At 54.7% G+C, this 17,554-nt stretch carries 14 protein-coding genes; 8 read left to right on the forward strand and 6 right to left on the reverse strand.

Features of this window, described 5'->3' with window-relative positions:
- Positions 1 to 178 precede the first annotated feature (178 nt).
- The 5 genes from FWJ25_RS10110 (at position 179) to FWJ25_RS10130 (ending at position 4,603) form a co-directional block, all read left to right on the forward strand.
- Positions 179 to 538, forward strand: a complete 360-nt coding sequence (locus tag FWJ25_RS10110) for a 4a-hydroxytetrahydrobiopterin dehydratase (protein ID WP_149600167.1) — start codon at positions 179 to 181, stop codon at positions 536 to 538.
- Between the two features lie 283 nt (positions 539 to 821).
- Complete coding sequence (locus FWJ25_RS10115) at positions 822 to 1,874, forward strand: NAD(P)-dependent alcohol dehydrogenase (RefSeq protein ID WP_149600168.1); 1,053 nt, start codon at positions 822 to 824, stop codon at positions 1,872 to 1,874.
- Positions 1,875 to 2,008: 134 nt separating this feature from the next.
- Complete coding sequence (locus tag FWJ25_RS10120) at positions 2,009 to 3,202, forward strand: MFS transporter (RefSeq protein ID WP_149600169.1); 1,194 nt, start codon at positions 2,009 to 2,011, stop codon at positions 3,200 to 3,202.
- Positions 3,189 to 4,097, forward strand: a complete 909-nt coding sequence (locus FWJ25_RS10125) for a bestrophin family protein (RefSeq protein WP_149600170.1) — start codon at positions 3,189 to 3,191, stop codon at positions 4,095 to 4,097. The genes FWJ25_RS10120 and FWJ25_RS10125 overlap by 14 nt, the downstream gene beginning before the upstream one ends.
- The gene (locus FWJ25_RS10130) at positions 4,094 to 4,603 is read left to right on the forward strand and encodes a C40 family peptidase (protein ID WP_149600171.1); all 510 of its coding nucleotides are present in this window, start codon (positions 4,094 to 4,096) and stop codon (positions 4,601 to 4,603) included. Before FWJ25_RS10125 ends, FWJ25_RS10130 begins: the two co-directional genes overlap by 4 nt.
- On the opposite strand, the gene FWJ25_RS10135 is transcribed toward FWJ25_RS10130, so the two are convergent.
- The 5 genes from FWJ25_RS10135 to FWJ25_RS10155 are packed head-to-tail and all read right to left on the reverse strand — an operon-like array spanning position 4,600 to position 12,267.
- On the reverse strand, positions 4,600 to 5,892 hold the full coding sequence (locus FWJ25_RS10135; protein WP_149600172.1) for a sensor histidine kinase: 1,293 nt from the start codon (positions 5,890 to 5,892) through the stop codon (positions 4,600 to 4,602). The two genes, FWJ25_RS10130 and FWJ25_RS10135, sit on opposite strands and share 4 nt — an antisense overlap.
- Entirely contained in the window at positions 5,882 to 6,577 is a 696-nt protein-coding gene (locus tag FWJ25_RS10140; protein WP_149600173.1) for a response regulator transcription factor, read from the reverse strand. Before FWJ25_RS10140 ends, FWJ25_RS10135 begins: the two co-directional genes overlap by 11 nt.
- Positions 6,571 to 9,738 (reverse strand): efflux RND transporter permease subunit, encoded by a 3,168-nt coding sequence (locus tag FWJ25_RS10145; protein WP_149600174.1) that lies wholly within the window; start codon positions 9,736 to 9,738, stop codon positions 6,571 to 6,573. The genes FWJ25_RS10140 and FWJ25_RS10145 overlap by 7 nt, the downstream gene beginning before the upstream one ends.
- On the reverse strand, positions 9,731 to 10,897 hold the full coding sequence (locus FWJ25_RS10150; protein ID WP_149600175.1) for an efflux RND transporter periplasmic adaptor subunit: 1,167 nt from the start codon (positions 10,895 to 10,897) through the stop codon (positions 9,731 to 9,733). Before FWJ25_RS10150 ends, FWJ25_RS10145 begins: the two co-directional genes overlap by 8 nt.
- Positions 10,894 to 12,267 (reverse strand): TolC family protein, encoded by a 1,374-nt coding sequence (locus FWJ25_RS10155; protein WP_149600176.1) that lies wholly within the window; start codon positions 12,265 to 12,267, stop codon positions 10,894 to 10,896. Before FWJ25_RS10155 ends, FWJ25_RS10150 begins: the two co-directional genes overlap by 4 nt.
- Positions 12,268 to 12,410: 143 nt before the next feature.
- On the opposite strand from FWJ25_RS10155, the gene yghU reads away from it, so the two are divergent.
- Positions 12,411 to 13,292, forward strand: a complete 882-nt coding sequence (gene yghU, locus FWJ25_RS10160; RefSeq protein ID WP_149600177.1) for a glutathione-dependent disulfide-bond oxidoreductase — start codon at positions 12,411 to 12,413, stop codon at positions 13,290 to 13,292.
- Positions 13,293 to 13,358: 66 nt separating this feature from the next.
- On the opposite strand, the gene FWJ25_RS10165 is transcribed toward yghU, so the two are convergent.
- Positions 13,359 to 14,000 (reverse strand): DUF2202 domain-containing protein, encoded by a 642-nt coding sequence (locus FWJ25_RS10165; protein ID WP_149600178.1) that lies wholly within the window; start codon positions 13,998 to 14,000, stop codon positions 13,359 to 13,361.
- A gap of 287 nt (positions 14,001 to 14,287) precedes the next feature.
- Between FWJ25_RS10165 and FWJ25_RS10170 the strand changes: the two genes are divergently transcribed.
- Together FWJ25_RS10170 and FWJ25_RS10175 are read left to right on the forward strand one after the other, a co-directional pair.
- Positions 14,288 to 16,696 carry a Lon protease family protein gene (locus FWJ25_RS10170; protein ID WP_149600179.1) on the forward strand — a complete coding sequence of 803 codons (2,409 nt, stop codon included), beginning with the start codon at positions 14,288 to 14,290 and terminating at the stop codon, positions 16,694 to 16,696.
- Positions 16,686 to 17,552 carry a universal stress protein gene (locus FWJ25_RS10175; protein WP_149600180.1) on the forward strand — a complete coding sequence of 289 codons (867 nt, stop codon included), beginning with the start codon at positions 16,686 to 16,688 and terminating at the stop codon, positions 17,550 to 17,552. Before FWJ25_RS10170 ends, FWJ25_RS10175 begins: the two co-directional genes overlap by 11 nt.
- Positions 17,553 to 17,554: the final 2 nt, after the last annotated feature.

The following is a 17,554-nucleotide window of genomic DNA, read 5'->3' on the forward strand; positions in this document are numbered from 1 at the left end:
GAATTTCAAGAACTGTTCATGCTCTGTGGTTAATGCCTGTCTTCGAAGAATGCCTGGTTCTGCTTTCAGCTTAGCTGTAATCGCACCGGTTGTGGCTGGCGGTTACGTTTTTCGTGGGTTGATAAACGGTTGGCAGAGATCCAAGGTGTAGAGATGGGGCATGGAAAGGAGATAAACCATGACAGAGCTGAAACAACAATCCTGCGAAGCCTGCAGCGCCGACGCGCCACGGGTGACTGAAGACGAGAAGCAACAACTGCATCAGAGCGTGCCGGATTGGGAGATTGTTGAACTGGATGGCGAAGAACAACTGCGCCGGGAATTCCGGTTCAGGAATTTTGCCCAGGCACTGGCTTTTACCAATACCGTCGGTGAGCTAGCGGAGGCCGAGAATCATCATCCCGCCATTCTGTTGGAGTGGGGCAGGGTCACCGTGCGCTGGTGGACCCATAAAATGGGCGGCCTTCACAAGAACGATTTCGTTATGGCTGCTCGGACCGATGAGGTTTATCAGCAGCTTCAGAGGAGGGGGCGTTAGCTGTTGCAGGCAGGCTGAGGCAGGCAGGCCGAGAAGGGAGGCTTCCAGGTTCGCCCGACAATCCGCTTCGCCCCCTCACTCGCCACGACCTCCTTCGTGGTATTTGGCAAGCATTCGTTCGTAATTTGCCTATTTCTGAGGTTTCTTAAGAGAATCAGGCAAGCAATAAGCAGGATCGGACAGGAAGCCAAGAGGGCTCTGCTTTTACAATGGTTCTATTGTTGGCGTGATGTTCGTCGCGCTGCATTTCTACTTTCAATCTGAACCTGTGTGAGGAGTTTCCATGAAAACGGTTGGATATGCTGCCTATTCGTCTGATGCGGTAATGGCACCCTACCACTTCGAACGTCGCGCCTTGCGCGCGAACGATGTGGCCATTGAAATTCTCTACAGCGGTGTGTGCCACTCTGATCTGCACACGGTCAATGGTGATTGGGGGCCTCAGCCGTATCCGCTGGTGCCTGGCCATGAAATTATCGGGCGTGTTCTGGAAGTTGGCCCGGATGTCACCCATTACAAGGTTGGTGATAATGTCGGTGTGGGCTGTATGGTGGATAGCTGCCAGGAATGCGACCAGTGCCATCATCACGAAGAGCAATATTGCCGCCACGGCATGACCCCAACTTACGGTGCACCGGATCGTATTGACGGGCAAATCACTCAGGGCGGCTATTCCAAGCACATCGTGGTGCGGGAAGAGTTTGTGTTGCGTATTCCAGATGCCCTGGACCTGTCACGGGCTGCCCCTATTCTGTGTGCCGGCATTACCACGTTCTCACCACTACGCACCTGGAACATTGGTAAAGGCAGCCGGGTAGGGGTGATTGGCCTCGGTGGCCTGGGTCACATGGCGGTTAAGCTCGCCGTAGCCATGGGGGCCGAGGTTACGGTGCTGAGCCGTTCGAAGAAGAAAGAGGAAGAGGCCAAGTCTATTGGTGCTCACGGCATCCTGGCATCAACCGACGAAGAGGCGATGGCAGCAGCGGCAGCGTCTATGGATCTGATTATTGATACGGTACCCGTTGAGCACGATGTGAGCCCCTATACATCACTGCTGGACATTGATGGCACTCTGGTGATCGTTGGCCAGGTTGGACCAATGGAAGGGTTCATGGCTGCGCCGATGATCATGGGGCGCCGCCGTGTGGCTGGTTCGCTGATTGGCGGTATCAAAGAAACTCAGGAAGTGCTGGATTTCTGTGCCGAGCACAACATCCACCCGATCTGCGAGATTATTCGTCCAGATCAGATCAATGATGCCTTTGCAGTTATGAACAAAGGCGATATTGCTCACCGGTATGTGATGGACATGTCTGCGTTGTCTGTCGACAGCTGAGGCAGAGGCCGACAGACGAGACTGGTCATCTGGTAGACTAACCAGTCTTATGTCCGCACGTTCAAACAACACCCCGCTTGCCGGGGTGTTTTTCATTGTTTATAAGCCGCTATTGCAGGGAAAAACAATCTGTCATGTCTGAAAATGCGTCCTCCCCGGGGTTACGCCCAAATGATCTACTGACCTTTGTCATGGCTGTAGCCTGCGGCCTGGCGGTTGCGAATATCTATTATGCGCAACCCTTGCTGGATACCCTGGCCGGGGATTTCGGGATTAATCGCGGCACTGCCGGTGTCATTATTACCATGACTCAACTGGGGTATGCCGCTGGCCTTATGTTGTTGGTCCCTTTGGGAGACCTTCTGGAGCGGAGAAGGCTGATCACGGTAATCAGCAGCGTTGCTGTATTGTCGCTGGTTGGCATGGCAGTGGCTCCGACCAGCAGCCTGTTTATCCTCGCTGCGCTGATCACCGGAGTAACCGCAGTGGTTGCACAGATTCTCGTCCCCTTTGCGGCGCATATGGCAAATGATGCCGAGCGCGGCCGGGTGGTAGGGCGAGTAATGACGGGGCTGTTGCTCGGGATTCTGCTGGCGCGGGTGGTCTCCGGCAGCATTTCTGATCTGTTTGGCTGGCGGGCGGTGTACTGGATTGCTGCAGTGATTATGCTGGTGCAGGTGGTGGCATTGCGTCACCTGTTGCCGGAAGAGTCGCCCCAGTCGCCGATGCGATATGCAGGGTTGTTGCGCTCGGTAGCAACCCTGGTTCGTGAGGAACCGGTGCTGCGCCGGCGAATTGTATACGGTGCTCTGGGTTTTGCTTCTTTCAGCGCGTTCTGGACCACCCTTCCATTCCTGCTTGCGCAAGCCCCTTACCATTATCCGGATGCAGTCATCGGGCTGTTTGGTTTGCTGGGTGTGGCGGGAGCTTTGTGTGCCAATCTGGCAGGAAGTCTGCATGATCGTGGATATTCCCGGGTCGGAACCGGTTTGTTTCAGGCTGCAATGGGGTTGTCGTTTGTGTTGATGGCCGTATTTCCGGAGAATCTGGTGGCGATCATCGTTGGCATTATCGTGCTTGATCTGGGCGTTCAGGGGAATATGATCCTCAACCAGGGTGCGATCTACCAGATCCGGCCGGAAGCGCGTAGCCGCATTACCACGGCTTATATGACCTTCTATTTTCTTGGTGGCGCCGCCGGGTCGGCCGGGGCAGCCTACCTGTTTGAGTTTGCCGGATGGATAGGGGCTTGTAGTTTAGGCATTGTGTTGGGGGCGAGTGGGGTGCTGTTTTGGCTAAGAGAAGGAGCTTCACATGATTGTTCGTGATCGTCCGGGTGCTCTGGCACTTATGCTGGCCTGGAAAGGGTCGGTAGTCCCCCATATCCTGCCTCACCTCATTCTCACCGGGTTATTTGCCATCGTGGTGACCTGGGTTTCCCGTCATCATTATCTGGATGGCATCGTAGAATATACGCTGCTTCCGTTTACCCTTATGGGGATCGCTCTGTCTATTTTGCTCAGCGTGCGTAACACCGCAACTTATGATCGCTGGTGGGAAGCGCGCAAGCAGTGGGGCCATATGGTTTATGAAATACGCAGCCTCGCGAGGGCAGGGGCGATCTATCTGAATCCGGAGCAGCGTCGCGAACTCCTGATGCGTTGCCTTGCTCACGCGCATCTGTTGAGGGGTCAGCTTCGCGATGAAAACGTTCGCTCCGATCTGCCCTCGTCGCTCTCTGAATCGCTGATTGACGAGGCACTGAGCAAACGCAATCCCGCGGAGTTCATGCTGCAGCAGGCGGGGAATGTCATCGCGGATAGCCGCCGGAAAGGAGAAATCGATTCAGTGGCGGCAGCAGCGCTGGACCGGCACCTTCATGGGATGGCGGGTATTCAGGCTGCATCCGAGCGCATCGCGCAGACGCCTTTGCCATTTGCCTACACCTTGCTGGCGCACCGCACAGCTTATGTGTACTGCTACATGCTGCCGTTCGGGCTGGTGGGTGTGGCCGGGTGGTTTGCTCCGGTGTTTACAATCATCGTGGCCTATACATTTTTTGGTCTGGACCGGCTATCAGAGCAACTGGAATTTCCCTTCGGTCGTCATACCAACGATCTGCCTCTGGATGCCATTTGCCGGGTGCATGAAATCAGTGTTGCGGAGGCGCTGGGTGAGCCCGCACCCGAGCCTCTGCAACCTGTGGAGTATCAACTGCAATGAATCCGAGGGGGATCGTCATTTCACTCATGCTCTTGCTGCTATCTGGTTGCAGCGCCGTGAGTGTGGATAACGGCTCCCCGGTTGTGTCGGTTGCCATTGGAGAAAACATTGATCTTGCGGATACCCAGGCCGTAAAGGAGAGCCTGTACCAGCAGTTCCGTCTCTGGGAGGGAACGCCTTACGATCTTGGTGGCCTGAACCTGTCTGGGGTTGACTGTTCGGGCTTTGTGTATGTGACCTACCGTGACCGGCTGGGCTGGCACTTGCCCCGGACCACAGAACGCCAGGCCAGCGTCGGTCGGGAAATAGCTCGGGAAGATCTGCGTGCCGGTGATCTGGTGTTCTTCAAGACCGGTTTCAAAGTGCGCCACGTGGGTATGTACCTGGAGGATGGCAGGTTCCTCCATGCGTCGACCAGTAGGGGAGTGATCATCTCATCGCTGCTCAATCCATACTGGGAGGATGCTTACTGGCACTCACGGAGAGTCGGAAATCAGGATGACTAGGGCTGTGTACTCATTTCCAGCTCAACTACATAGCGGCCGGCTTCAATTCTGTGTGTGTATTCCCAGTTAATACGTCGGGTTAGCTGGTCTGTCAGCTCGAGGCCAAGGCCGTAGCCCGTTTGTTCCTGAAGGCTCGGGCTATCCTCACCCTCAGTCATACTCACAGGATTGCTGATTATCAGGTGACTACCACTCTGGTCGATCACGACTTCGCCTTGCCAGCTGTGCTGATAAGCATTGCGGATGAGGTTTCCGATGATGATTCGTGCCGGAACGGGGGGTACCACGCAGTCAAACGGTTTGGTTTTTACCTTTGTGGTGACCTGCTTGCCGGTTAAAAGGTAGGTCATTTCGCCCGCAAGTTCGTCCACGAGCATCGATACGTCAATGGATCTGCTGTCCAGTGGGGTATCTGGCTCGTGGTTTAACCAGAGCAGTGTTTCGGTCAAGTGTTTCATGGTCAGGCTGGCGCGGTCGATACGCTCGACAATCGCTTGCTCGGCGCTGATGGTTTCTCGTTTCAGAGCAAGCTTGCGTTGTAATTCGATATTAGAGCGGATGGTGCTGATAGGCGTTCTCAGTTCGTGGCTCGCATGGCGCAGAAAGCGTCGCTCTCTATCAAGGGCATCTTGTACAGAGGTCAGACTGGCCCGGATCAGCTCGGCCATTTCGTTCAGCTCTGGATAGGAAAAATCCGGAATGGGGTGTGAGAGTTTGTCGCGGTCAAGTGAATGGGTCCAGGCTCTCAACGCCGACATTGGGCGGGACACGTGGCGAAGTAGCAACCAGGCAATGATGGCAATGAAAACGATGACAAGTACGCTGACGGTGATTGTGAACCGCTGTTTTTGCCTGGCAGTGATTGGTATGACAGTAGACTCCACCGGTGGAACCAGCTCTTGGCTGATATAGAGTGGCCCGCTGTTGGTGTTGTAGCGCATGGCGAAGATAACGTGATCGGGCGGGCCGAATAGGGGGCCGTTTGTATCTTTATAGAGAGTGGCAGGTTCGGTTGGAGCCTGGAGAAAGGCCCTGTGTACATAGTCTGGCATGTTGAGCCATTCCGAACTTATGAAGAAACCACTGAATTCCTGACCTTGCCGCTGCTGCTCCGGAGTGACTACGTCTTCGAATGTGCGGGCGGACTTTTCCATGTTGGAGGCCATGGCGGCATCCAGTCCGCGGATGAAATAGTCATCAGACACCAGGGAATACGCCGTCATCAGGATCATCCCGAGAGAGATAAACGAGACCAACAGCAAGGCCCGCAGGCTGAGCTTAATGTTCATGATTGTTCGTTCCGGTACCAGCCTGCTTCAATGCGAAGCCTGCTCCGGTGATCGTATGTAAAAGTGGTTCCTCGAACGGGCCATCTATGGATTTCCGGAGATTGAAGATGTGAACCTTCAGGCTGTTGCTGTCCGGATGGTCGTCACCCCAGACGGCATCCATCAGGTTCTCCCGTGAAACTGGTGCAGGGGAAGCCCTCATCAGGCATTCCAGAAGGCGCCAGCTGGTGGGTGAGAGCTTTAGCGTCCGGCCGTCACGACTGGCGCTGTGTTCACTGAGATTCATCTCCAGCCCACCACACGTGAGTTTCTGAACCTGGCCACTTCGCCGGCGTGACAGAGCCGTTACCCGTACAACCAGTTCGGCCATTTCGAAAGGTTTTACCAGATAATCATCAGTGCCTGCCCGAAAGCCTTCCAGCTTGTCGTCCAGCTGGTCCCGTGCTGTCAACATGAGTATGGGCGTGTCGTTGCCCTGAGCACGCAGTCGCTGGCAAAGCCCCAGACCATCAAGCCGAGGCATGTTAATGTCCAGGAGCAGTACGTCATAACTGTTGCTGTTAATCAGGTTGAGGCCGGCGATGCCGTTGCTGGCGTGGTCGCATATCATGCCTTCCAGCTCCAGGTATTGCACCAGCGTTTGTGCCAGGTCCAGATCGTCTTCTACCAGCAATAACTTCAGCATTGATTCGTTCCTTGATCCGTTGAATCCACACTAAACCAGCTTCGGATCTGATTGAAGCGTTCCTCCGCATCATGCTGGATGGCGACCAGTACCGGAATCAGAATCAACGTGATAACGGTGGCAAACATGATGCCGTAGCCGAGGGCTACCGCAGCCGGAATCAGGAATTGGGCCTGAGTTGACGTCTCGGTCAGTAATGGGGCCAGGCCGGCGAAGGTCGTCAGGGAGGTAAGCAGGACAGCCCGCAGGCGGCTCCTGCAGGCCTGACCGATGGCCTCCAGTGGGTGATCGGCACCTGGTCTGAGTTCATTGTAGCGGGACACCAGGAGCAGGCTGTCATTGACCACTACGCCACTCAGGGCAATGATACCGTTGAACGACAGTATGCTCATGGGCAGGTCGTTCATCCAGTGGCCGAGGATGGCGCCAACGACGCCGAATGGGATGGCCGTCATGATGAGCACCGGCTGGATATAGGACTTCAGAGGAATTGCCAGCAACATGTAGATCACCAGCATGGCGATGATAAACACTTCGGTCATTGAAGACTGGGTTTCGGCCTGCTGTTCGGCTTCTCCGGCAAAGCTGATATCAAGACCCGGGTACTGTCGCTCCAGCTCGGGAACCAGGTTTTGTTGCAGGTTGGCGACAAGCTCGGTGGATGACATCGAGTCTTTATCCACGTCAGCTGAAATGTACAGTGCGCGCTTGCCATCTATGCGGGTTATGGTGTCCCGGGTATAGCCGTATTCCACGGTTGCTACGCTGGACAGCGGCATTACGGTACCGTCATCAGTCCGTATGCGGGCGCTGAGTACATCCGTTGGATTCTGACGGGCTTCCTCTGGATAACGGACCTTCACTTCGATCTCGTCGCTGTTACGCTGGAAGCGCTGTACAACCTGGCCACTGAATGCCTGAAGTACTTGCTGCGCTAGCATATCGGTACTGAGGCCGAGTGCCTTGCCCTGAGCATTGAGCTGGAGGAATAGTTGAGGCTGGCTGGCTTCGAGGTTGTCTTCAATGCCACTGATAGCGGAAATCTGCTGTAGCTGCTCCTTGGCGTCTTCTCCTGCCGCTGAGAGCAGAGTATTGTCGTTCGCCCGTAGTTCGATTCGCAAAGCATCCACCATATCCGGATGGCTGGCCACGCTGAGAGTTTTTACCCCTTCCGGCAAACCAGCGCTTTCCTTCCATAGCCGGGTAAACGTGTTGATGTCATAGGGCGCATCGGCTGCCAGCTCAACGGTCACCTTGCCGGACTGGTCGGCTTCCGACAGTACCTGCAGATTGCCGATACCAGTAGCGTTATCTGATCCAGACTGGTTAACGAGTTCACGGTCGATCTCGTGGGCCTTCTTTTCCAGAGACAGCAGTGCCTGGTGGGTCAACCCGAAGCTGGCGTCATTCTGCATGGTGATCTCGGCCCGCACATTGTCGCCGGGAATATCCGGGAAGAAACTGAGGCGTACGGCGCCGGTAAACGGCATGGCCATAACCAGAATAAACAGGGCAACAAACAACACAACAACGGCGTAGCGATAGTGCAGGGCAAGGTCGATGACAGGCTTATAGAGCCGGTCGTTGAACCACTGCAATCCGGTGTCTGCACAGTGTTGAATTGTCTGCCAGATGCGCATCGAGGGATGCGGGTTAGACCTTTTGTGGGTGTTCAGATGGGCCAGGTGTGCAGGCAGAATCAGTTTGGATTCGAGTATGGACAGTAGCAGGCAGATGGTGACAACAGCGGCGAACTGGGCATACAGCTGGCCCATGCCACCACTGATGTTGGACAATGAGAAAAAGGCGACTACTGTGGTAAAAACACCAAACAGCGTAGGCACGGCAACCCGTAATGTCCCCTTGATGGTATTGCGAAGGGTATCGCCTTCTTCGCTGCGAACGGTGTAGACACTTTCCCCGACCACGACGGCATCATCTACCACGATACCCAGTGCCATAATGAATCCGAAGGTGGTGAATTCGTTCAGAGATAGCCCGGCAAAGCTGTCACCCATGAAGAACAGTGTGCCGAAGAAAATGAACGGAAGGCCCATGGCTACCCAGAATGCGACGGTCAGATTCAGAAACAGCGCAAGCAGCACAAACACCATGACGATGCCGGTAATCGCATTGCTGACCAAAAGCTGCAGGCGTTCGCTGATAAAACTGCTGCGGTCGTACCAGCTGGTCAGCTCCACTCCCAGAGGCAGTTTGCCATCATCTTGCCACTCAGCCACGACGGACTTGGCAGCCTCTACGGTGTTGGTGATGTCATCCTGCCCGGTTGTAATGATCTGTAAGGCCACGCTGCTTTCACCGGCGAATCGTGACAATACTGAGGTATCGTCATCGTAGGTGTCCTTGATAGCGGCCACGTCGCCCAGCTTGAGGATGACGCCCGTGCTGGTTGTGACGAGTGGGATATTGGCAAATTCTTCCTTCAGGTAAGCCTGTTGCGATGCCTTGAGTTGTAGATAGACCTGGTCATTCTTGAGAACCGCTGTCATGGTGCTGGAGGAGCCCTGGTTGATGGCATCTTCGACATCGGAGAGGGACAGCCCGTAAGCCTGAAGTTGGCCTTCGTCTACTTCAATCACCATCATCGGGTCTAGCCAGCCGGACTTGCTGACGCGGCTGATGTCAGGATGAGCAACCAGGTCTGATTTCAGCTCCTCAGCCAGTTGCTGCAGCGTGTAACGATCGGCGTCGCCATGAAGCTGCAGCCAAAGGGAATGCTCTTCCCGTTCGGCTTTTTCAATGACCGGGCTTTTGGCATCTGCAGGAAACGTGGAAATAGCGTCGACTTTGGATTTTACATCGCGCAGAAGCTCATCGAGATCGTAATCACTCTGCTTTTCTATGGTGACTGTAGCGCTGCTGGCGGTCGAGGAACTGGTAATGCTTTTGATGCCATTAACGTCTTCCAGTTGGTCCTCAATTTTGATAGCCAGACCTTCTTCTGCCTGTTGTGCAGAACCGCTGTCGTAGCTGACCGAAATGGTGAGACTGTCTGGCTCCATGCTCGGAAAGGCTTCTTTGCGCAGGCTGCCAGCCTGGAATAGCCCAAGGGCGATCACCAGCAGCATGAGCAGATTGGCCGCAACCGGGTTATTGGCAAACCAGGGGATAATGCCCTTGTTCCAGTTCTGCTCACTCATGGGCGGCCTCCACTGGGTTGACGGCCATGCCTGGCAGATAACTGCTGAGAGGGTGTGTCAGAACGTTGACCTGCTGACCCATCAGCGATGTGGGTGGCCGAATGTATATCGCATCTTTGTCAGTGGCCAGCGTTTCAGCGCTGAACTTGCGCAGCACGCCATTGGACTCGTACCAGATTTCACCGCGCTGACTCAGCGCTGAGGACGGAAGGCGCCAAAGGTTTTCCTGTTCACGGCCCGTGATTTCCGCTTGGACAAACGTGCCCGGCGATAGCGCAGGCGTTTGTTTCAACGGGAGGTCGAGGGCTGCAATTAAAGATTGCTGACGGCTGGTGTCATCCAGATGCTGCTCTGCGCGGCGGATATAGCCTTCCCACTGTTGCCCGGTTTCGACAGAAGTGAGGGACACAGGCCATTCGCGCTTATCGAGTGTGAGAACGTCTGGCAGGTTGCTCCAGTCCCGTTGTGACAGAGGAATCGCTATTTCCACCCGGTCCGTGCTGTAAAGTTCTGCCACTTCACCGCCGGCCTGCAGGTAACTGCCTGGAGCGACACTGCGGGTGACGATCAGTGCGTCAAAAGGGGCGCGGATCTGTGTCTGTTCCAGATCTTTACGGGCGCTTGCCACAGCCGCTTCCGCCATGGTCAATGCAGCCCTGGCCGCCGTCACCTGGGGCTCATGCAATACCAGGGGTGAATCCGGTTCGCCATCAAGACCGGAACTCTTCCATTCGATACGGGCTTGCTCAGCTTCTCTTTCCGCTTCCTGCAAATCGACCCTCGCGCTGGCCAGGTCGTTTTCGGCATTTGCCAAGGCAGAGCGGTAATCGCTGGATTCAAGCGTCAGCAGGAGATCTCCTGCGTTCACGGAAAGGCCGGTTTCAAATGCTTCAGCTATGTCCTCGACCCGGCCTGAAACCTGGGCGGTCAGCGTCATCCTGTTGTGTGGTTCGGCTATACCAAACCCCTCAACGGTGACGGCATATCGATCGTTTGTGACTTTCATAATGGCAACATCAGCGGCGTGGGACACTTCTTCTTGTACGGGAATAGGGCGGTTTGCCTGTTCCGCCATTTTCTGGTTGTTGTATATGAACACCAGCGCGAGTAGCCCGATTGCTGCCAGCAGGACTAGCCATTTCGAGTATTGTCTGATCATTCCTGGGTGATCTCCTTGATGCCCAGCCCCAGTGCGAGACCGAGGGTGATGCGGTTGCTGAGGCGTTGGTAGGTCAATTCGTCTAGTTGTGATTGCAGGTCGAAGGTTTGTTGCTGCACCTCAAGCAGATCAAGCATGGAGACCAGTCCGCTACGATATTTGCTCTGATACTGTTCAAGATTGCGATGAGCGCTTTCCAAAGCCTGCTTGATATGTTCCTGCTGTTGGCCCAGGCTCGCTTCCAGGCCTATGGCGTTTTCGACCTCCTGAACGGCATTCAGTAGGGTCTCCCGGTAGGCCTGGAAGCTCTGAGCGGTGGTCAGTTCCGCCGCATCTGCGGTGGCTTGCAACTCACCGCCGCGGAACAGTGGCGCGGTCAGTTGTCCTAGCAGGGTCCAAACCGGGTCTTTCAACAGGGCTTCAGCCGGTGAGCTGCCATTGTCACTGAGCGCGGCTTCGAGACTGATGGTTGGCAGCATCTCTTTGTAGGCGGCCCTGGTGCGAAAATCGGCAGCTTCTGTTGCCAGGAATGCGGCTTTAAGGTCCGGGCGACGCTGCAGGGTCTGGTCTGGAAGCTCTGTCAGAGGAACAAGCACTTCCGGGTAATCAGACGCGACGTTGATGTCGCCTTGGCTGCGGCCTAGTAGTACGTTCATTGCCCGTTGTTGTTGCTGGAGGGATTCCTGGACTGAAACCAGGGTAGCGCGGGCGCTGGATGACGAACTTCGAGCACTGTCCAGATCTTCCAAAGTACCGAGTCCTGACCGGTACCGCTGGATTATCAGCTGTTCATTCCGTTCCAGTAATTCAACCCGCTGTTGTTCGATTCCAGAGGAATGTTGAAGGTTGATCAGTTGCAGCCAGCTCTGCATGACTTCTGCAACAAGAGTGTCACGGGCTGCCTGGTAAAGTTCTGCCTGTTCAGCGATGTCTTTGGCAACAGCTGACTTCTCATTGGAAATTCGAGCCCACAGATCCAGCTCCCAACTGACCGAGACCGTTCCGGTGTAATTGCTATCGGAATTTTCCTCTTTGCCGGCGCTCAGGCCGGCCTCCACGGCCGGGAGCTGCCCGGAGCGGGTTATCCTGTACTGAGTCTGCAGGATATCCAGCGAGAGCAGAGTTTGTTGCAGGCCAGGGTTGGCGGCCAGTGCTTCATTTATAAGTTCAGCCAGTTCCTGACTGTCGATTAGATCGTCAAGGTAGACCGCATCGCTCGTGCCATCCAGTTGAGACCATTGGCCGATGCTTTGTCTTTCCGCTTCAGCCTGCGTAAGGTAGCCGTGGTCGCCTGGCATCGAGCTGCAACCTGTGAGAATCAGGATGCAGGCAACGGTGGGCAGTAGCGTCGATACAGCGCGATAGGGCATATACAGTCTCCGGAAGCGACCAGATACGGTTCGCAGATAGTCGAGTGGCCACCTTATCGCCATGCCGGTTAATACTGGGTTAAGATCATTAGCTTCCTCTTGTTAAAGTGCGTTCTATCCATTCACTGAACGGAGATATCAGCATGAGTGATGCACCCTATACCCCACCGAAAGTCTGGACCTGGGAGCAGGGCAATGGCGGCCGGTTTGCCAATATCAACCGTCCGATTGCCGGACCGACACACGATAAAGATCTGCCCGTCGGTCAGCACCCGCTGCAATTGTATTCCCTGGCAACTCCGAACGGCGTGAAGGTAACGATCATGCTGGAGGAGTTAATCGAGAAGGGTATTGCCGGCGCCGAATATGATGCCTATCCGATCCGCATCATGGAGGGTGACCAGTTTGGCAGCGGGTTTGTTGATGTGAACCCGAACTCCAAGATTCCGGCCTTGTTCGATCGCAGTGAAAATCCCGGGGTCCGGGTGTTCGAGTCCGGTTCAATCATGCTTTACCTGGCGGACAAATTTGGCGCGTTCCTGCCCAAGGATATCCATAGCCGCACTGAAACCATGAACTGGCTGTTCTGGCAGATGGCGAGTGCTCCGATTCTGGGTGGCGGCTTCGGGCATTTCTATGCCTACGCGCCGGAGAAATTCCAGTACCCGATTGACCGCTACACCATGGAGGTTAAAAGGCAACTGGATGTACTGAATCGGCAGTTGGCAGACAACCGGTACATTGCCGGTGACGAGTACACCATTGCCGACATGGCTATCTGGCCCTGGTATGGCGCTCTGGTCCAGAATACGGTCTATGAAGCGGCTGAATTCCTTGAAGCGCATACTTACACCCATGTTGTCCGCTGGGCGGAGGAAATCGGTAAGCGGCCGGCAGTAAAGCGTGGTCGGATGGTGAATCGCACCTGGGGCGACCCCGCAGAACAGCTCCATGAACGCCATGACGCCAGCGACTTTGAGCTTCGCACTCAGGAGAAACTGGAAGCAGAAGAAGGCCACGCCTGATTCTGAGCTGCAAAGAAAAGCGGCAGCCCTATGGCTGCCGTTTCTGCTTCGCGAAAGCGCTTCGGATTACAGGCTGCTTTCATCATTCAGGATGAGGTCAACTTCCTCCTGATCCAGTATCTGCGCTTCGTAGGTCAGCCCCTGTGCTTCGATCACCTGGACGAACCCCTGCAGGTGGCTCTTGGAACCATCCAGCAGATTTGAGTAGGCAATAATGATCGCTCTCTCATCGGTCTGGTTTATGGCAGCAAGTATATCTTTCATATCTTTTTCTTCGATAAGCGCGCCGACATAAAGGCCGTCGATAAATGAGTTGGTGCCTGTGGCTACAAGTTCATTGTAGAGAGCCTGTAATTCCTCATTTGTGAAAACGCCAATCGTGTCGTTTACAACGGGATCCTCAACATTAAATTTGTCGAGCAGATAATCTACAGTGCTGGTATGAGACTCCTCTGATTTTGCAATGTTTGCAAAAACATTCGTCTGATTCCCCCAGTGTTTGTCGAGGGTAAGATAAACATCCCGCGCCAGCTTCTCTTCTTCGCGCATAAACTGAAGATCACTGGTCTCTATGGTTGTAAGCTCTGTGCTGGTTGTAGCTGATGTATCCCTTTGATTCCCGCCATTCCCTGGGCCAGCGGCCATAACGGTACCGCTTAAAGTGAGTGAACTGATCAGTGCAGCAGTGATAAAGGGTTTGATGTTCATAGAGACCTCTCAAGTCATATAAGTTAAAAAACCCAGATTCACTAATTAAGACATGGCGGGATAAGTAAAGTTCAAAAAAATATAAATATATTTCCTATGGATCGAATAAATAAAATTTATTTTAATTTATTATTAGCTGTTCTTTTATTTTATATTTATTTTTTTGGTGTAGTTGTTAATTGTTTGTCTTATTTTTAACTGTTATTCAGCCACCACCTCGGCTGTGTAGTCTATCCTTGATGCTAACGACAATGCGTGAACGCTATCGAGTTATCAGGAGGACGTTGATGGCAATCCCCGCCCCGTTGACGAGTGATCAGGTCTACCACCGTTGCCCGATTGAGAAATTGGATTTTGAAACCACGGAATCACTGGAAGATCTTGAGCTGCCGTGCGGTCAGGAGCGGGTACTCCGGGCACTGGAGTTTGGTGCCAGTATGCAGGCCGCTGGGTTCAATCTGTTTGTGCTGGGTCCTTCGGGCGCGGGTAAGCATGAGCTGGTAAAACGTTTCCTGGCCGGACATGCCGCTTCTCGATCGGCACCTTCTGACTGGTGCTACGTATTCAACTTCAAGGTGTCAGACCGGCCACGGGTCATTGCCTTACCTGCAGGCCAGGGGCAGTCCTTCAGAAAAGACATGGCGGATCTGGCGGATGAATTGCGCACGGCCATTCCCGCTACCTTCGAGAGTGAGGAATACCAATCCCGCCTGCAGGAGCTGCAGGAAGAAATGGCCAAACGGCAGCATCAGGGGCTGTTCGATATTCAGGAAGAAGCAAACAGTAACAACATTGCCATGGTGACGACGCCCGCCGGCTTTACGTTTGCGCCAATGAAAGAAGGCGAAGTGATCGACCCGGAGGAGTACAAGAAGTTCTCAGATGAAGAAAAGGAGCTTGTTGAGAGTAAGGTTGAGGAATTACAGAAAAAACTCCAGCAGAACATCCAGCAAATTCCCCGGCTTCGCAAGGAAGTCAGGGAACGGGTTCATGCCCTGAATGAGGAGATGGTGCAGTTGACCCTGGGTGGGCCGATCGGTGAGCTCCGGGCGAAATGGCAGGATCTGCCCGATGTCGTGGAGTATCTGGATGCCGTTCGGGAAGATGTTGTAGAACATGCCGAGGCTTTTCAGGATTCCGATAACGGTCCACCTCTGGGATTACTGGCGCGCTACAAGATCAACCTGCTGGTGGATAACAGCGAAACGGTGGGGGCTCCGGTTATTTATGAGGACCTGCCGAATCATCAGCATCTGGTTGGCCAGATTGAGCATCACGCTCGCCAGGGCACGCTCTATACCGATTTCACGCTTATCCGGGGCGGCGCTGTGCATCGTGCCAATGGCGGCTACCTGATGATTGATGCTCGTCGGCTGCTGACACAGCCTATGGCCTGGGAGAGCCTGAAACGCATTCTGTTCTCGGGTGAAATCCGCATTGAATCCCTGGAACGTCTTTATGGCCTGGTCAGTACCGTCAGCCTCCAGCCGGAAGCGATTCCGGTGTCGGTAAAAGTCGTGTTACTTGGGGACCGGATGCTGTATTACCTGCTGTCCCACTACGATCAGGACTTTCTCGACCTGTTCAAAGTAGAAGCGGATTTCGAAGACGACCTCGACCGGGACGATGAGTGCTACGACCTATACGCCCGGATGATTGCCACCATGGCCCGACATTTAAAAACCCGCCCTATAGAACGGGCCGGCGTGGCGCGGCTGATCGAGCATGCGAGCAGACTGGCGGCGGATCAGAAAAAGCTGACCGCTCATGATCGTGTCATAAGGGATTTGCTCAGTGAGGCAGACCACTGGGCTGACCAGGCCGGTGCGGAGGGGATTGGTGCTGAGCATATCCAGCAGGCGATTGATGAGCGGGAATACCGTGCAAGCCGTATCCGGGAACGTAGCCGCGAGCAGATCAGCCGAGGCATCGTGATGATTGCCACTGAGGGCGTACAGGTTGCTCAGGTCAACGGGCTGTCCGTGCTCAGAATAGGCGCTTCGATGTTTGGGCAACCTAGCCGGATTACAGCCACTGCCCGGCCTGGCAAAGGCCAGGTGGTCGACATAGAGAGGGAGGCTAAGCTCGGAGGCCCCATCCATAGTAAGGCGGTCATGATTCTGTCCCGTTTCCTTGCAAGCCGGTACGCGGGAGACGGTGAATTGTCGCTGTCGGCGAGCCTGGCGTTTGAGCAATCTTATGGTGGCGTGGAGGGTGATTCAGCCTCCGTTGCTGAAACCTGTGTCCTGTTATCTGCCATTGCCCGCATTCCCCTGAAACAGTCTTTTGCGGTGACCGGTTCCATGAATCAGCATGGAGAGGTTCAGGCAGTTGGCGGTGTGAATGAAAAGATCGAGGGCTTCTTTGATGTCTGTAAGGAAGCTGGTTCGGTCAAGGGTCGAGGTGTGTTGTTGCCGGCCAGCAATGTCGAACATCTGATGCTCAGGGAAGAGGTCAGAACCGCTATCGCTGCAGGGGACTTTTCTATCTACCCCATTGCTGATATTGCCCAGGCTATTGAGCTTCTGACCGGAATGGAAGCGGGTGCGGCTGACGAGGAGGGTGTGTACCCGGAAGGTTCCTTTAATCGAATGGTTTCTGAACGTCTGGCCCTTTTCGCTGAAGCCAGTAATAAAAAGGAGAGTAATGGCGACGATGGTGAAGGAGCCAGGAATGGAGGCGGGAATGGTCACTGAGCAAGCTTCCGGTATGCCTTCCGGTAACCCTCATGGACGTGTGCTGGTGCTCCTTGATGGGTCCCGAATGAGTTACGTCGCTTTGAAGGCTGCTGCGGACATCGCCCGCCGTACGGGGGCAGAGATTCTGGGTGTGTTTGTGGAAGAGTCCAATCTGTTACGCAGTGCCGGGTATGGTTTTGCCCGTGAAGTAGGCGCTGCCTCCGGCATAAGCAGGCCATTCAGTACTGATAAGGTAGAGGAACGTATGGTGCGGATGGCTGATCAGGCAAGAAAGGCGCTGGCCGAGGCAATGTCCGGGCAGGGAAGCCGCCATGGTCTGAGCATCGCACGTGGCCGGGTGATTGATGAAGTCCTAACACTGACCGCACCCGATGACATTCTTGTTCTGGGGCGAACGGGTTGGTCCTCCGGGGTTGGCAGACCCATTGGCTCTACCGCTCTGGGTCTGATCCGGCGCTCTCCTTCCCGGGTATTGCTCTGGTGCGAGCGGCCGGTGTCTGACCGGAACCGGATTGTGGTATTCCTGAACGATCACGAACAGGCGAATCACCGGGCGATGTTGGCTGCAGCAGAGTCGGCCCGGCACCTGCATCAGCCGGTAACGGTGATTCTTCCCGGGGATGCCGGGCTGACAAATGAACGTCTGGAGCGTATAAAGCAGGATCTTGATGTGTTGGGGGCGGGCACGCGACTGCGCCAACTCACGGTTTGTGATCCTTCGACAGTAGCGCGGGTGCTACATGAGGAAAAGGCGTCTGAACTGGTGATGAGTCGTGAATGCTCGCTGTTCAGAAAGCCGGGAATGGAAGATCTCGTGGCAAGCCTCAATCTCCCGGTGACCGTAACTCCGTGATG

It is taken from the genome of Marinobacter salinexigens (assembly GCF_008370345.1).
Lineage (GTDB): Bacteria > Pseudomonadota > Gammaproteobacteria > Pseudomonadales > Oleiphilaceae > Marinobacter > Marinobacter salinexigens.